15 protein-coding genes, 1 pseudogene and 1 riboswitch are annotated in these 14,564 nt (G+C 70.8%); of the genes and pseudogenes, 12 read left to right on the top strand and 4 right to left on the bottom strand.

What is annotated here, in order from left to right:
* Positions 1 to 5 precede the first annotated feature (5 nt).
* From QF037_RS20215 to QF037_RS20225, 3 genes are all read right to left on the bottom strand, one after another.
* Positions 6 to 953, bottom strand: coding sequence for a CHRD domain-containing protein (locus QF037_RS20215; protein WP_307027197.1), 948 nt, complete (start codon positions 951 to 953; stop codon positions 6 to 8).
* Between the two features lie 185 nt (positions 954 to 1,138).
* Positions 1,139 to 2,149, bottom strand: a complete 1,011-nt coding sequence (locus QF037_RS20220; RefSeq protein WP_307027199.1) for a polyprenyl synthetase family protein — start codon at positions 2,147 to 2,149, stop codon at positions 1,139 to 1,141.
* 85 nt (positions 2,150 to 2,234) lie between these two features.
* Entirely contained in the window at positions 2,235 to 2,435 is a 201-nt protein-coding gene (locus QF037_RS20225; protein ID WP_307027202.1) for a hypothetical protein, read from the bottom strand.
* A gap of 198 nt (positions 2,436 to 2,633) precedes the next feature.
* Here QF037_RS20225 and QF037_RS20230 point away from each other — a divergent pair.
* A pseudogene (locus tag QF037_RS20230) lies at positions 2,634 to 3,082 on the top strand (CocE/NonD family hydrolase C-terminal non-catalytic domain-containing protein); the annotation flags it as partial.
* A 282-nt stretch (positions 3,083 to 3,364) separates the two neighbouring features.
* Positions 3,365 to 3,525, top strand: a riboswitch (cyclic di-AMP (ydaO/yuaA leader).
* A 1-nt stretch (position 3,526) separates the two neighbouring features.
* On the top strand, positions 3,527 to 4,009 hold the full coding sequence (locus tag QF037_RS20235) for a transglycosylase SLT domain-containing protein (protein ID WP_307027203.1): 483 nt from the start codon (positions 3,527 to 3,529) through the stop codon (positions 4,007 to 4,009).
* A gap of 12 nt (positions 4,010 to 4,021) precedes the next feature.
* On the opposite strand, the gene QF037_RS20240 is transcribed toward QF037_RS20235, so the two are convergent.
* Positions 4,022 to 4,834, bottom strand: a complete 813-nt coding sequence (locus QF037_RS20240; protein ID WP_307027205.1) for an HAD family hydrolase — start codon at positions 4,832 to 4,834, stop codon at positions 4,022 to 4,024.
* 341 nt (positions 4,835 to 5,175) lie between these two features.
* On the opposite strand from QF037_RS20240, the gene QF037_RS20245 reads away from it, so the two are divergent.
* From QF037_RS20245 to QF037_RS20290, 10 genes are all read left to right on the top strand, one after another.
* Positions 5,176 to 6,324: a glycoside hydrolase family 53 protein gene (locus QF037_RS20245; protein ID WP_307027206.1), complete on the top strand. Its 1,149-nt coding sequence runs from the start codon at positions 5,176 to 5,178 to the stop codon at positions 6,322 to 6,324.
* Between the two features lie 71 nt (positions 6,325 to 6,395).
* Positions 6,396 to 7,007: a hypothetical protein gene (locus QF037_RS20250; RefSeq protein WP_307027208.1), complete on the top strand. Its 612-nt coding sequence runs from the start codon at positions 6,396 to 6,398 to the stop codon at positions 7,005 to 7,007.
* A 168-nt stretch (positions 7,008 to 7,175) separates the two neighbouring features.
* The gene (gene fahA, locus QF037_RS20255; protein WP_307027209.1) at positions 7,176 to 8,405 is read left to right on the top strand and encodes a fumarylacetoacetase; all 1,230 of its coding nucleotides are present in this window, start codon (positions 7,176 to 7,178) and stop codon (positions 8,403 to 8,405) included.
* Between the two features lie 488 nt (positions 8,406 to 8,893).
* Positions 8,894 to 9,274 carry a hypothetical protein gene (locus QF037_RS20260; RefSeq protein ID WP_307027211.1) on the top strand — a complete coding sequence of 127 codons (381 nt, stop codon included), beginning with the start codon at positions 8,894 to 8,896 and terminating at the stop codon, positions 9,272 to 9,274.
* Positions 9,271 to 9,651 carry a GntR family transcriptional regulator gene (locus QF037_RS20265; RefSeq protein WP_307027213.1) on the top strand — a complete coding sequence of 127 codons (381 nt, stop codon included), beginning with the start codon at positions 9,271 to 9,273 and terminating at the stop codon, positions 9,649 to 9,651. Before QF037_RS20260 ends, QF037_RS20265 begins: the two co-directional genes overlap by 4 nt.
* Positions 9,652 to 9,877: 226 nt before the next feature.
* Entirely contained in the window at positions 9,878 to 10,819 is a 942-nt protein-coding gene (locus tag QF037_RS20270) for a M56 family metallopeptidase (protein ID WP_307027215.1), read from the top strand.
* Between the two features lie 121 nt (positions 10,820 to 10,940).
* Entirely contained in the window at positions 10,941 to 11,729 is a 789-nt protein-coding gene (locus QF037_RS20275; RefSeq protein WP_307027217.1) for a GntR family transcriptional regulator, read from the top strand.
* An 87-nt stretch (positions 11,730 to 11,816) separates the two neighbouring features.
* On the top strand, positions 11,817 to 12,044 hold the full coding sequence (locus QF037_RS20280; RefSeq protein ID WP_020120576.1) for a 4Fe-4S dicluster domain-containing protein: 228 nt from the start codon (positions 11,817 to 11,819) through the stop codon (positions 12,042 to 12,044).
* A gap of 16 nt (positions 12,045 to 12,060) precedes the next feature.
* Positions 12,061 to 13,404 carry an ABC transporter substrate-binding protein gene (locus QF037_RS20285; RefSeq protein ID WP_307027219.1) on the top strand — a complete coding sequence of 448 codons (1,344 nt, stop codon included), beginning with the start codon at positions 12,061 to 12,063 and terminating at the stop codon, positions 13,402 to 13,404.
* Complete coding sequence (locus QF037_RS20290) at positions 13,401 to 14,384, top strand: ABC transporter permease (RefSeq protein ID WP_307027222.1); 984 nt, start codon at positions 13,401 to 13,403, stop codon at positions 14,382 to 14,384. The genes QF037_RS20285 and QF037_RS20290 overlap by 4 nt, the downstream gene beginning before the upstream one ends.
* The last annotated feature ends 180 nt before the right edge of the window (positions 14,385 to 14,564 follow it).

The raw sequence follows: 14,564 nt of genomic DNA on the forward strand, positions 1-14,564 counted from the left end.
GTGGATCAGCCGCGCAGGAACACGTAGTCCGCCTGGTACGGCACGCCGACGATCGCGCCGGGCGTGCAGGAGCCGGCCGGGGCGACGCCGCCGACGGTGTTCAGGCGCAGGATCTCGGTGGTGTCGGCGAGCAGGCCGTGGTGCTTGCCCGACTGCGTGGCCTTCAGGTCCAGCTCGGGGATGTTCCCGTCGCCGTTCGGCGTGCGGGAGATGACCGAGCCGGTGACCGCGCTGCCGTCCCGCGCGATCCATTGCGGGGTACCGGAGTTGGGCTTGACGAAGGAATGCGCGATGTGGCCGGCGAGCACGGCGCTGACGTCCCGCTGGGCGAAGGCGTACCCGCCGCCCTCGACCGGCTTGCACTCGTAGATCTGCCGGCCCTTGACGACGGACGCCTGGAAGTTGTGCAGCGCGTCCCGGAAGTCGAAGCCCGCGACGGTGACCTGGTGGAGCTGGCCGCGGACGGCTCCACCGGGGAACTCGGCGGTGTGCAGATTGGCGTAGAACGCGCCGGGGTCGGACTTCAGGGCGTCGAGCAGTGCGCCGTCCTTCACCTTCACGGTGCCGGTGACGCTGTGACCCCTGGCCTTGTCGAGCAGCTCGGTGAAGTCGACCTTGACGCCGCCGTTGGTGCCCTTGGCGCCCTGGTGGATGTGGAGCAGGGTGGGTTTGCCGGTGCCGCGCCAGGTCACGGCGACGGACACCTTGTCGCCCTTGACCTTGATGAACTCCAGTGCGGCGCCGTCCTTGTCGTTCACGGCGGGGCCGCCCTGGACGGGCACCTCGTTGGCGCCCCGGAGGCTCGCGGCGAGGATCGTGCCGCCGCTGCCGCTGAGGGCGCCGCTCCGGCTGACGACGCTCTCGCCGCCCGAGTGGCCCGCGTGGTCGGCGCGGTCACCTCCGGCGGCGAAGGCGGGAATCACCGAGGCGGCGACACCACCGGCGGCGGCCACCGCGACGGCGGTGACGACGAGGCTCTTACGGCGCTTGAGAACGTCGCTTTCATGCCCATGATTCTGTTGTCTCCCCGTATCGCAGCTGAGGCCCCCTGCGTCAGCTTCTGGGCATGATTACGGAGCTGATCTTAGATTGGACTCAGTCCAGATTAGTGACGTACGTCACATGTGCCGGGGGTCGGTCAGCCCGCCCGGTGCACCACCGCGTCGCACATCTCCACGAGCGCGGCCTTCACATCGCCCTCCGGCAGCGGAGCGAGCGCCGCCCGGGCCTCCTCCGCGAACCGCACCGTGTCCCGCCGCGCCTGCTCCAGCGCGGGATGCGCCCGCAGTTTGGTCAGCGCCTCGGCGTGCCGCGCGTCGTCGGCCAGGTCGGAGTCCAGCAGCTCACACAGCGCGATGTCCTCCGCGAGGCCCAGCCGCGCCGCCCGCTCCCGCAGTCGCAGCACCGGCATGGTCGGGATGCCCTCGCGCAGATCCGTCCCCGGGGTCTTGCCGGACTCGCGGGAGTCCGAGGCGATGTCCAGGACGTCGTCCGCGAGCTGGAAGGCGACGCCCAGCCGCTCGCCGTACTGCGTCAGCACGTCGACCACCGTCTCGTCGGCGCCCGACATCATCGCGCCGAACCGGCAGGACACCGCGACCAGCGAGCCGGTCTTGCCGCCGAGCACGTCCAGGTAGTGCTCGACAGGGTCCCGGCCGTCCACCGGCCCCGCGGTCTCCAGGATCTGGCCCGTGACCAACCGCTCGAACGCCTCGGCCTGCACCCGGACCGCCTCCGGACCGAGGTCGGCCAGGATGTGGGAGGCGCGGGCGAAGAGGAAGTCGCCGGTGAGGACCGCGATCGAGTTGCCCCACCGGGTGTTCGCGCTGTCGACCCCGCGCCGCACGGACGCCTCGTCCATCACGTCGTCGTGGTACAGCGTCGCCAGATGGGTCAGCTCCACCACCACGGCCGACGGCACGACTCCGGGGGCGTAGGGGTCGCCGAACTGGGCGGTGAGCATCACGAGCAGCGGACGGAAGCGCTTTCCGCCCGCCCGTACGAGGTGCTGCGCGGCCTCCGTGATGAAGGGGACCTCGCTCTTGGTGGCTTCGAGCAAGCCCTCCTCGACGGCCGCCAATCCGGCCTGGACATCGGCTTCCAGAGCCTGGTCCCGCACGCTCAGCCCGAACGGCCCGACGACGGTCACGAGGGGTCTCCTGTCTGCTGGTGTCTACTGGCGATTACACGGTTTGTCGATAGGTCGCTGCCCTCACTCAAGTCAGCGTATCCGGTCACGTTTCGATCACCGCTGCCGCCCACCCGCGCAGCACGGGTGGTATCGGATCACGACCGGTATGTTTTTGATCACCTGAAAAGAACGGATATCTTCCGACTTCCACGGAAGCAGACGTGGACACCAGGGTGAGCAGGCCTTTCGGCCAGTCGAAGAAGGCGGTGTCGTCCTCGGGGCCGGCTGCCGCTCTGTCCTGCACTTCGCCGACTCCGTGGCCGACGAGGTCATGGGCATGTCGGCCGGAACGGCCGAGTCCGTGTCCGCGGCCTGCGGCACTCCCGCGCATCTCGCCCCGGCAGCCGGCGGCCGGCTCGCCGAGCGGATGACCTGGGTGGGCCTGGGCGTGGCTCCGCCCGCGCGGTGGACGAGCGGGCTTCCCGCGTCGCTGACCGAGCAGCGTCACAGGGGGCCGGCCCGGCTCTGCGATGTGGCGCCGGACGGTTCGTCGACGCCGGCCACCCGGGGTGTGCTGAATCTGTCGGCGCGGCACGGGCGAGACCCGGGCGGTGCCATGGGAGCCGGGGGCGTCCGAGGATGTGGCGTTCGAGCCACACGGCATCGGGCATACCTTCCCGCCCGGCCACCGCATCCGGCTCGGCGGGCAGTTTCCTCGAACTTCCGGTGCGATCCCGTGAGTCGGCGGGCGACATCACCTTCGACGAGCCCGAGCAGTCCGAGCCGCTCGGCGTCAACGTCCCTGCCGCGCTGGACGAACCGCGCCCCGAGCGCCTGGCCGTACGCGATGTCGCCAAGGGTGAGTGGCGTCCGGAGGTCGACCCGCTGTCGGCGCGCACCCGCTCGGGCTGCTCGATCCGGCCGCACCGGCCGGAGGTCGCGTGGGACATTCCGAGAACGGCCGGTTAAGGCTAATTGCCCGATTTGCGGCCGGACTTCATCTTCAGTGACTTGAGTCACTTCACCCTGTGGACGGCCTGTGAGATCACGTCCGTCGATCCGCTTTGCCGGAACGCCAGTTGGTGATTGGCGGTCGCAAAGGATCAAGTACCCCATACGCCTCAGACCGAGGCCAATCTGCCCGTTGTGTGAATCCGGTACTTGTTCCGGACATGTGCTCTCGCATACGTTCCCGGCCGGGCGGAACGCCGAATCCTGCCGCCGCCCGGAGACCGCTCACCTACGAGAACTCACGGCAGGAGCGGGGGAACCAGGTAAGTCGCCGGACATAACGGACCGGCTTGGGGTGAAGTCGTGTCGCCGTACGGCGGCCCGGCCGGGCAGCTCCCGCCCGAACCCGACAGCTCACCTCGCAGGCGCAGGAGAGGAACCGTCATGCCTGCTGCCGCTCAGCACCGTCGCACCAGAACGTCCCGCCTCGCCCGCAAGCTCGCCGTCGCCGGTACCGGCATCGCCGTCCTCGCGCTCCCGGTCATCGGCGCGACCAGCGCCTCCGCGGCCACCCCGACCGTGGCCACGGCGACCTCACTGGGCTACGCCAACACCCTCGACGGCTGGATCCGGGCGTCGCTCCAGGTCATGGCCCAGAACGGCATCCCCGGGTCGTACGACAGCATCTACCGCAACATCATCCGCGAGTCGTCCGGCAACCCCTACGCCATCAACAACTGGGACTCCAACGCGGCCGCCGGCACCCCCTCCAAGGGCCTGCTCCAGGTCATCGACCCCACCTTCCAGGCGTACCACGTGTCCGGCACCTCGTGGGACCCCTACGACCCGGTCGCCAACATCACCGCGGCCTGCAACTACGCGGCGCAGCGGTACGGGTCGATCGACAATGTGTGGGGCGCGTACTAGGCCGACAGGGGCCTAGGCCTGTCGGAAGAGTCTTTCGAGGACGACGGCGATGCCGTCGTCCTCGTTCGACAACGTCACCTCGTCGGCCACGGCCTTGAGTTCGGGGTGGGCGTTGGCCATCGCGACCCCGTGTGCCGCCCAGTCGAACATGGGGATGTCGTTGGGCATGTCGCCGAAGGCGATGGTGTGTTGGGGGCCGAGGCCCAGGTGATCGGCGGCCAGGGCGAGGCCCGTCGCCTTGGTGATGCCGCATGGCTGGAGTTCGACGGTGCCGGGGCCCGACATCGTCACCGTCGCGAGGGAACCGACGACTCCGCGGGCCGTCGCCGCCAACTCGTCGTCGGACAGGGCGGGGTGGCGGAGCAGGACCTTGCTGATGGGCGCGCACCACAGGTCGTCGCGGCGGTCGACCCGTACGGCGGGGAGGGTGGGGTGCGGCATCAGATACCCCGGCTCGATGAGCGTGAGACCGTCGACGCCGTCCTGGTCGACGGCCGCGTATACCTGACCGACCTCGGCCTCGATCTTGCCGAGCGCGGTCTCGGCCAACTCCCGGTCCAGGGTCACCGACCACAGCAGACGGTCCGCGCCGGCGTCGTACACCTGCGCGCCCTGCCCGCACACCGCGAGCCCCGTGCTGCCCAGTTCGTCGAGGAGCGGCCGCACTCTCGGGGCCGGCCGGCCGGTCACCACCAGATGCCGGGCCCCGGCCTCCGCCACCCGCGCGAGCGCGGCGAGCGAACGGTCGGAGAGCGTGTCGTCGCCCCGGAGCAGGGTTCCGTCCAGGTCAGTGGCGACGAGTGAATATGCGGTGGGTGCGGCCATGATCAGAGAATACGGATGGAAACCCCCAGCGACTCGACGCGAACCGGACGGCTGCACCCTTCACATCCGTTGACGTCGGCTCCGGTTCGACGCACAAGTCGAGCCTCTCGTAAGCAGTCACGATCGAAGGCGAACCGGCCGAGCGCGCGGACGAGCCCGCTGCCGCTGTGAGCGTGCACAGCAGAGAAGCGTTTCAACCCCTTGTCAATGAAGGGGACGTCGGGTTACCTACATGTTGCTCGCGGATTACCGGCACTCCTGATTCTGTGCACGATCACAGATCCACGAGTCGTGCTGATCTTTTGGCTACGTCGACTTGAGCGCTTTGAGAGGAACAGAACATGCGCAGACGCAGTGTTCTCACCGCTGCGGGAGCCGCCGCGCTGGCCGTTCCCGTGCTGGGGGCGGCGCCCGCGGCAGCCTCCGCGGGCGGTCGCCGTGGGCTGGACATCCGGGCCATGGACATCTCCTCGCTGCCCAAGAACGAGGACCACGGCGCCGTGTACCGCACGGCCGACGGCCGCCGCGAGGATCCGGTCCGCCTCCTCGCCCACGCGGGCATCACCCATGCCCGTCTGAAGGTCTGGGTGAACCCGGTCGACGGCTACAACGACAAGGCCCGCGTCCTGCCGCTCGCCCGCCGTCTGAGACGGGCCGGCATCGGCATCTGGGTCGACTTCCACTACTCCGACACATGGGCCGACCCGGCGCACCAGACGAAGCCGGCCGCGTGGGCGGACCTGGACATCACGGGTCTGACGCGGGCCGTCTACGACCACACGGCCGATGTGCTCGGCGCCCTGAAGCGGCAGGGCACCCCGGCCGACCTCGTGCAGGTCGGCAACGAGATCAACGGCGGCATGCTCTGGCCCGAGGGCAAGAACTGGGGCAGCGACAGCGGGGGTTGGGGCAACCTGGCCGCCCTCCTGAAGTCCGGCCTGAGCGCCGCCCGCGACACCTCGCCGCGTATCCGCACGATGCTGCACATCGCCTCGGGCGGCGACAACGGCACGTCCCGCTGGTGGTTCGACACCGCGGTGTCCTACGGCCTCGACTTCGACATCATCGCCCAGTCGTACTACCCCTTCTGGCACGGCACCCTGGAGACCGCCGCCGCCAACTTCGCGGATCTCACCGCCCGTTACGCTAAGCCGGTCGTGATCGCCGAGACCGCGTACCCGTTCACGCTGGGCAGCGAGGACGACATCAACGACATCCTCAACAGCCCCTCGCAGCTCACCCCCGGCTTCCCCGCCACCCCCGAGGGCCAGGCCGCCTGGCTGCGCGCGGTCGCCGACCTCGCCGCCGCCGTCCCCGGCGGACAGGGCCTCGGCTACTGCTACTGGGAAGGCACGTGGACCTACCGCGCGGGCAGTGGCTGGAACCCGCAGGACCCGGGATCGGGCAACGCCTGGGAGAACCTGGCGCTGTTCGACTTCGACGACAAGGCACTGCCGGGGCTGCGGACGCTGGGCCGCTACCGGTCGTAACTCCCCTCGGCAGGGCGCTGACCGGGCTTTACCCGGCGGAGCCGTACCGGCGTGGGTGGGATGCTCGCGGGGTGACGGATCAACCGGAGACCTTTCTGAACCATCTGCGGACGGCCGCGGTCGGCGTGCTGGAGCGCATACCCGATGACCTGAAGGCCGAGATCTACACCCTGGCCTTCAACATCTGGCGCGTCGACTACGACGACCGTCATCCCTACGTCGACCTCGGCTACAACACCGAGAGCCAGTACGAACGGGAGCGGCGACCGGAAGACCCCGGCGAGGCCCGCTGGAACTACGCCTGCTGGATCCTCGAGGGCTTCGAGAAACTCGGGAACGTCCCCGAGGACCCGGTCGGCGCCCGGGTGCACGAGGCGGAGGTCCGGCGGCTCGGCGCCTGGTTCGACTCCGGGGACGAGGAGGACGAGGGAGAGGTCGACGAGGGCGAGACCGATGCCAAGTCGGACCTTCTCCGTCTGCACTTCCACGACGCCGTCATCGACCTCGCCCGCCATCTGCACGCCGACGGAGTGATCGAGAAAACCTTCGGCCGTCCGATCCCCGTGGTCGTGTTCGACATGGACTGCCCGGGCTGGGAGCTCCATGCCACCGAGGCCGCCAACCCGCCCGACCTGGTCGAGGAGTTCATGGAGTGGCAGCAGGCTCAACTGCCCGACTCCTGACCGCGCGAAGCCGCCGTACGCCTCACCGGCCGCGGTGCCGCGAACTCCATACCGCCGCCCTGTCTGGACATTAAGGACTCTTCAGGCCCTGCCAAGACCAGCGACTCGGCCGTAACGTGTGGCGCGACCACATGGCACACGCAGCGATTGAGAGCGAGGCAGCACCCCATGCCCCCCTTCGATCTCCCCGAGGGCGACCCCTTCGGCCCGCACAACCTTCCGTACGGCGTCTTTTCCGTGGGAGAGCAGGCCGACCGGACCGTCGGCGTCCGGCTCGGCGACCACGTACTCGACGCCGGCGCGGCGGCCCACGCCCTGGGTTCGCCGTACGCCACCCTGCTCGCCCGGCCGTCCCTGAACCCGCTGCTCGCGGCGGGCCGCACCACGTGGTCGGACGTACGGCGGGCCCTGACGGCATGGGTGACGGTGCCCTCGCACCAGTCGGCCGTCCAGGAGTTCCTGCACCCGCTCTCGTCGGTGACCCTGCACCTGCCCTTCGAGGTCGCGGACTACGTCGACTTCTACGCCTCCGAGAACCACGCCCGCAACGTCGGCCACATCTTCCGCCCCGACGCCGCGGACTCCCTGACCCCCAACTGGAAACACCTGCCGATCGGCTACCACGGCCGCTCGGGCACGGTCGTGGTGTCGGGGACGGACGTCGTACGACCGTCCGGCCAGCGCAAGGCCCCCTCGGACACGGAACCCGTCTTCGGCCCCTCGGTCCGCCTGGACATCGAGGCGGAGGTCGGCTTCGTGGTCGGCGTGCCCTCGGTCATGGGCTCGCCGGTGGCGCTGGGCGACTTCCGGGAGCACGTCTTCGGACTGTGCCTCCTCAACGACTGGTCCGCACGCGACATCCAGGCCTGGGAGTACGTCCCCCTCGGCCCGTTCCTCGGCAAGTCCTTCGCCACCTCGGTGTCGGCGTGGATCACCCCGCTGGACGCGCTGGAGGAGGCGCGGGTGGCGCCACCGGAGCGGACCCACGAACTGCTGCCGTACCTCGACGACTCGGCCTCCGGGGACGGTCCGGGCGGCTACGACCTCCGTATCTCCGTGTCGATCAACGGGCACCTGGTCTCCGAGCCCCCCTTCTCCACCATGTACTGGACCGCCGCGCAGCAACTGGCCCACATGACGGTGAACGGCGCTTCCCTGCGGACCGGCGACCTCTACGGCTCCGGAACCGTCAGCGGACCCTCCGAGCACGAACGCGGCTCCCTGCTGGAACTGACCTGGAACGGCCGCGACACCCTCGAACTCCCCGACGGCAAGCGGACCTTCCTGGAGGACGGGGACGTGGTGACCCTGTCGGCGTGGGCACCGGGGCCGGACGGGGTGCGGGTGGGCCTGGGTGAGGTCACCGGGCGGGTGGCCGCCGGGGAGCAACCCTTGTAGCAAGGAGTTGACACAAGCCTCCCTGGCACGCATCTTGTACTCACAGCTTGATACAAGCGGTCGTCGGTTGCGTCTCCACGGGGGTCTGTCCGTCATGCTCGAACTCGAATCCACCGCGCGGTCCTCGTCCCGCGCGCCCCTCGACCGCTACTCCCGTTGGACGGGCCTGGCCGTCGGGGTCCTGGCGGCCCGCCTGCTGTCGCCCCTGATCGGCGACGACGGCATCCTCTACGCCATCCCGGTGTTCGGTCTGTGCGCGGTGGCCGGGGTACTGGTGGGTGACGCTCTCACCGGTCCCCGGCGGGGTGCCGTGCGCACGGCAGGTCTCACCCCGCGCCGGGTGCGCGACCACGTTCCGCCCCGGATGACGTGGCTGTTGCTCGGGCTCGCTGCCGCGCTGGTCGTCCTGCTGGCCGTGACGACCGCGGGTGGCCTCACGGGACGATCTGGGGCGAGCGGGCCGTGCGCTCACGCTGACCTGCCGGGGCGTGACCGAGTCGGCCACCCCCTGGCCCGGCTTCTACTACAGCCTCCCCATGCTCGTCTCCCTCGCCGTCTCGACCGTCGCCTGCGGCTGGTCCCTGCGGCGGATCGCGACCCGACCCGGTGACGAGCAGTCCCGCCGGGACCGGACGCTGGCGATCGTGGCCGCGTGGGGGCTCGTGGTCTCGTCGTCCCTGCTCGGGGTCGCCTCGACGGTGTCCGGCGCCCTCATGAGCACGACCTGCGACGGAACGTTCGGGACCGTCGCGAACTGGGCGGTGTGGCCGCTGGGCCTGGTCGCCCTGATCATGGCGCCGTGGTGCCTGTTCACCATCGCCTCACCCCGGGCGACGCGCGCCAAGAAGGCGAAGGCGGACCGCTCGTGAGCGGCGAGGCCGTACGCGTCGACACGACCAGTCCCGTACCGCCGTACGAACAGATCCGCGCCCAGCTCGCGGGTCTGATCACCGCGGGCCGCCTGCCGGAGGGCGAGCGGCTGCCGACGGTACGGCAGCTCGCGGCCGACCTCGGGCTCGCACCGGGGACGGTCGCCCGGGCGTACCGGGAACTGGAGGCCGCGGCGCTGATCCGGACCCGACGGGGAGCCGGGACACGGGTGGCCCCGCTGCCGGCGGAACTGCGGCAGGGGCCGGATCCCGCCGAACTGGCGGCGCTGGCACGGGATTTCGTGGCGTCCGCGCGAGCGGCCGGGGCGGGGGACGCGACGGTGGTGGCGGCCGTGGCGGAAGCGCTGCGGCAGTGAGCGATGCAATGCTCCGGGGAGAAGAAGCGCGGCACTGAGAGCTTGCCGAAGGCCGTCCGGGGGCAGAGCGTCCGTTCTGTCCCCTGACTCCGTGCGTTCGGGCCGTCATACTGGCGGCGGGCGACGATGTGACCCGTACGTGCCGCACGGGACGCGGCGTGATCCGCGTACCGCCCTCGCCGCAGCCGCCTTTCTTCCCTTCCGACCAGGATCCGGAGCCCGTGGAATGACGTTCTGCCTGCTCCTGCTGAGCGCCGTCGCGCTGGCCGCCGCCGTGCCCGCCCCCCGTGCGCTGACCCGGGCCGCCTGGCCCGAACGGGAACCCGTGGTGGGGCTCTGGGTGTGGCAGTGCCTGGTCGCCACCGTCCTGATGTGCTGTCTGACAGCCCTGGTGCTCGGCGCCGCCGCCGTCTTCCACACGGTCCGCGACCATGTCTTCGCCCCCGCGCCACCGGCGGTGACCGCGGCCTACGACCTGTCCGCCGCCCCCGTCTGGGCGGCCCTGCTGACCCTCCTGCTGGCCTGCGGGGCCGCCTGGACGACCGCGATGCTGGCCCGCGAGCTCGTCGAGGCGCGCCGCCACCGCGGCGTGACCAGGGCGCAGCTGCGCGAACGCGCCCCCGAACTGCCCGGCGGCCTGGAGAAAGCCGCGCGCGGCCCCCTGCTGGTGCTGGAGGACGAATACCCCGACGCCTGGTGGATGCCGGGCAGCCCGCCCCAGCTCGTGGTGACGACCGGCGCCCTGCACCGCCTGACCGACCACCAGCTGGACGCCGTCCTCACCCATGAGCGCGACCACGCCCGCTCCCACCACGACTGGCTGCTCCACCTCTCGACCGCCCTCGCCTCCGGCTTCCCCCGCGTGCCCGTGTTCGCCCACTTCTGCGACGAGACCCACCGCCTGGTCGAACTGGCCGCCGACGACACGGCCTCCCGCCGCTGCGGCCACCTGACCACCGCCCTGGCGCTGATCGAGCTCAACCAGCACCGGGGCGTCCTGTCCTGCTCCTCCAGCCACCGCCTGCTGGGCGAGCGGGTCGACCGGCTGCTGGAACCCCGGCCGCGCCTGCTGCGCCGACACCGGGCACTCACGGCGGCAGTGGCGGCCCTGGTCCCCCTGCTGCCCCTCCTGATCGCGTTCGGACCAGGGCTGACAGCACTGGCCTGACCTGGCAGATCTTGCTCAGCGACAGCCGTTTACGCAGGTCAGCCGCGCGCCTGACACCCCGGCAGGTGGCGCAACACTGCCGCAACACCCCTTTTCCTACCTCCTCGCTATGGTTCGTGGCATGCCTCCCTCCGACCGCATCCGCGACCACGCCGGCCAGGGCGCGACCACCGTCGCCGCCCACCGTGCGCGTCGCCGGCTGCGCGCGGACCAGGCCCGGCAACTCGCCGACCTCCTGCGCCACCAGATCCTCACCGGCGGCTTCACAGACGACACCCTCCCCCACGAGTCGACCCTGGCCACCGACTACCGGGCCTCACGCAACACGGTCCGCCTCGCCCTGGACCTGCTGCGCGCCGAAGGTCTCGTCGACCGCCTGCCCGGAGTGGGCACCGTGGTCGTCGCGCAGAAGTACCCCCACGGCCTGGACCGTCTGATGGGCCTCGCGGAAACCCTCCACGAACACGGCACCGTCACCAACGAGGTCCGCACGATGGGCCCCGCCCCCGCACCCGCCCCGGTGGCCGAACGCCTCCAGGTCACACCCGGCACCGACGTCCTCTACATCGAACGCCTGCGCCGCCTGAACGGCCTTCCCCTCTCCCTGGACCTCACCTACATCCCGCTCGACATCGGCACCGCCCTGCTCGGCGCCGACCTGGAGAACACCGACGTCTTCCGCCTCCTGGAGACGATCACCGGTCAGCGCCTCGGCCACGCCGAGATCACCCTGGAGGCGGTGAACGCGGACACCCACTCCGCCGCCGTCCTGGAGGCCCCGCGCGGCGCGGCCGTCCTCATGCTGGAACGCCTCACCCACCTCGCCGACGGCCGCCCGGTCGACCTGGAGTTCATCCGCTTCCGCGGCGACCGCATCACCATGAGCGGCCTGCTGCACCGCTCCCTGTGACCACCCCCTCCCACCTCTTCATCGTTCGGCAGATCCCGCCCGGTTCACCACCGCGCGGAAAATCTCAGGACATCTCTGGAGACAGCCATGCCCTTGGTGCCCCAGCGGGCCGACGTGCCCGTGACCATCGACGAGTCGAAGTGCATCGACGGCTGCACGCTCTGCGTGGACATGTGCCCGCTGGACTCCCTCGCCATCGACGACAGCAGCGGCAAGGCATACATGCACGTCGACGAATGCTGGTACTGCGGCCCCTGCGCGGCCCGCTGTCCCACCGGAGCCGTCACGGTCAACATGCCCTATCTGCTCCGGTGAAAGGCCCCCGACTCCCATGAAACACAAGGCAATCGCCGCCTCCCTGGTGCTGCTGCTCGCGCCCCTGACGGCCTGCGGCGGCAGCGCCCGGGCCGGCGACGGCTCCACGGTGACCGTCACCGTCGGCTACCAGTCCAAGACCATCAACACCGTCACCGCCGGCACCCTGCTGCGCTCCCTCGGCTACTTCGAGAAGCAGCTCAACTCGCTGGGCGACGGCAAGACCTACAAGGTCGACTGGCAGGACTACGCCACCGGCGCCCCCATCACCGCCCAGATGACCGCCGGGAAGATCGACATCGGCTCGATGGGCGACTTCCCGCTCCTCATCAACGCGGCCCGCGGCAAACAGCTCGGCAAGCCGACCCACCTGGTCTCGGTCACCGGCTACAACCTCCGCGGCGGCCTCAACACCATCGTCACCGCCCCGGACTCCAAGCTGGCCTCCCTCGCGGACCTCAAGGGCAAGAAGGTGTCGACCAGCATCGGCTCCGCCGCCGACGGCACCCTCGTCCGCGCCCTGCAACGCGCCGGCATCGACCCCGACAAGGGCATCGAGAAGCTCAACCAGCAGCCCGCGGTGGGCGCCTCCGCCCTCTCCGCCGGCAGCACGGACGCGCTCTCCCAGTTCGTCGCCTGGCCCGGCCTGCTCGCCTACCAGGGCAAGGCGAAAGCCCTCTACGACGGGGCCCAGCTGAACCTCCCCACCTTCCACGGCGTCACCGCCCGCGAGGACTTCGCCAAGGAGCGCCCGGCCGTCCTGGAGGCCTTCCTCAAGGCCCAGGCCGAGGCCACGGACTACCTCGACGAGCACCCCGTGGCCGCCGCCGAGAAGGTCGCCGACGCCACCGGCCTGCCCGCCGAGGTCGTCTACCTTTACAACGGCGCCCACGGCATCTCCACCTTCGGCCCGGCGATCAAGCCCCAGCTGATCTCCGCCCTGAAGGAGGACGTCTCGGTCCTGAAGTCGGCCAAGCTGACCGGCGACGTGGACGTGGACGCCTTCGTCGACGACCAGTACGTCAAGAAGGCCCTGGGCGCCGACTACGCGAAGCGGCTCGCCACCGCTCCCCCGGCGTCCGCGAGCGAGGTCTGGCCCAAGGGCGCCTCCAAGACCCGCGCCTTCAGGACCCCGGCCGAACTGCTGGCCTACGTCGCCGAGCACAAGTCCGGCATCCGCGCCGCGTACGTCCCCGACGCCACCACCGGCACCCTGTGGTTCGCCGACAAGGCGCTCTGGGTGAGCGACGGCAAGGAGCTGCTGCCCTTCGTCACCCCGGCCGCCGCGCAGGCGTACGTCGGCGAACACGAGGGCGCCCGCGTCGTCCCGTACGCCGCCGCGCTGGAGCAGGCGTCGTGAGCCGGTACGCGCGGCGGGCGCTCCGGTATCCACGCCGGGCCGGCCGCCTCGCCCTGCGGGCCGGCTCGCTCGGGGTCGCCCTCGGCGTGTGGCAGCTGCTGACCAGCCTGGACATCGACCTGTGGCTGCGCTTCTCGCAGTTCCCCACCGTCACCGACGTCGCCCGCACCTTCGCCGACCGGCTGTCCGGCCCCGACTACTGGACCGACCTCACCGACAGCCTCACCCGCATCCTGAGCGGCTTCCTGCTCGCCGCGGTGCTCGGGGTGGCGACGGGCGTGCTCGTGGCGCGCTCCCGCCTCGCCGAGAACCTGCTCGGACCGGTCCTCGAGGTGATCCGCCCCATCCCGGCGATCGCCCTGGTCCCCGTCGCGATCCTCCTGTTCCCCTCCAACGAACAGGGCATCGTCTTCATCACCTTCACCGCGGCCTTCTTCCCGGTCCTCGTGTCCACCCGGCACGCGGTCCGCGCACTCACCCCCGCCTGGGAGGAGGCGGTGCTGACGATGGGCGGCGGACGGTCGCGGATCCTCGCCTCGGTCGTCCTGCCGGGCGCGCTGCCCGGCATCTTCGGCGGTCTCTCGGTCGGCATCGGCGTCTCATGGATCTGCGTGATCTCCGCCGAGATGATCTCCGGACAGTACGGCGTCGGCTACCGCACCTGGCAGGACTACACGGTCGTCGACTACCCCGGCGTCTTCGTCGGCATGGTCACCATCGGCATCCTCGGCTGGCTCACCTCCACGGCGGTCGAAGCACTGGGCCGCCGACTCACGCGGTGGCTGCCACGGACGTCGTACGACGTGGGGGCGGCCCCTCGGCCGAGAGCTGCGGGGTCCGCAGGAACGGTGCCGCCGGCTCCCGCGGGCGCGGGGCCCATGGACATCGGGGCCGCGGACGAACAGGCCGTGCACGAGAGGCCCAAGGACAAGGGGTCCCACCCCAGGACCGAGGAGGCACGCGATGAGCACCTCGTCTGAGACGACCGGCACGACCGGGGTGTCAGGGGCGTCAGGGACGACCGACACGATCGGTGGAGGGTCGGCCGCGGCGGGCACGGGCTCGGAGGCGCCCACGGCAAGCGGCACGAAGGGCACGACCTCGGCGGCTTCCGGGGCAACCGGCATGACCGGCGCGACCTCGAAGGCTTCCGGCGCAAC

Origin of the sequence: Streptomyces canus (assembly GCF_030815415.1) — a bacterium.
In the GTDB taxonomy this organism is placed as follows: domain Bacteria; phylum Actinomycetota; class Actinomycetes; order Streptomycetales; family Streptomycetaceae; genus Streptomyces; species Streptomyces canus_F.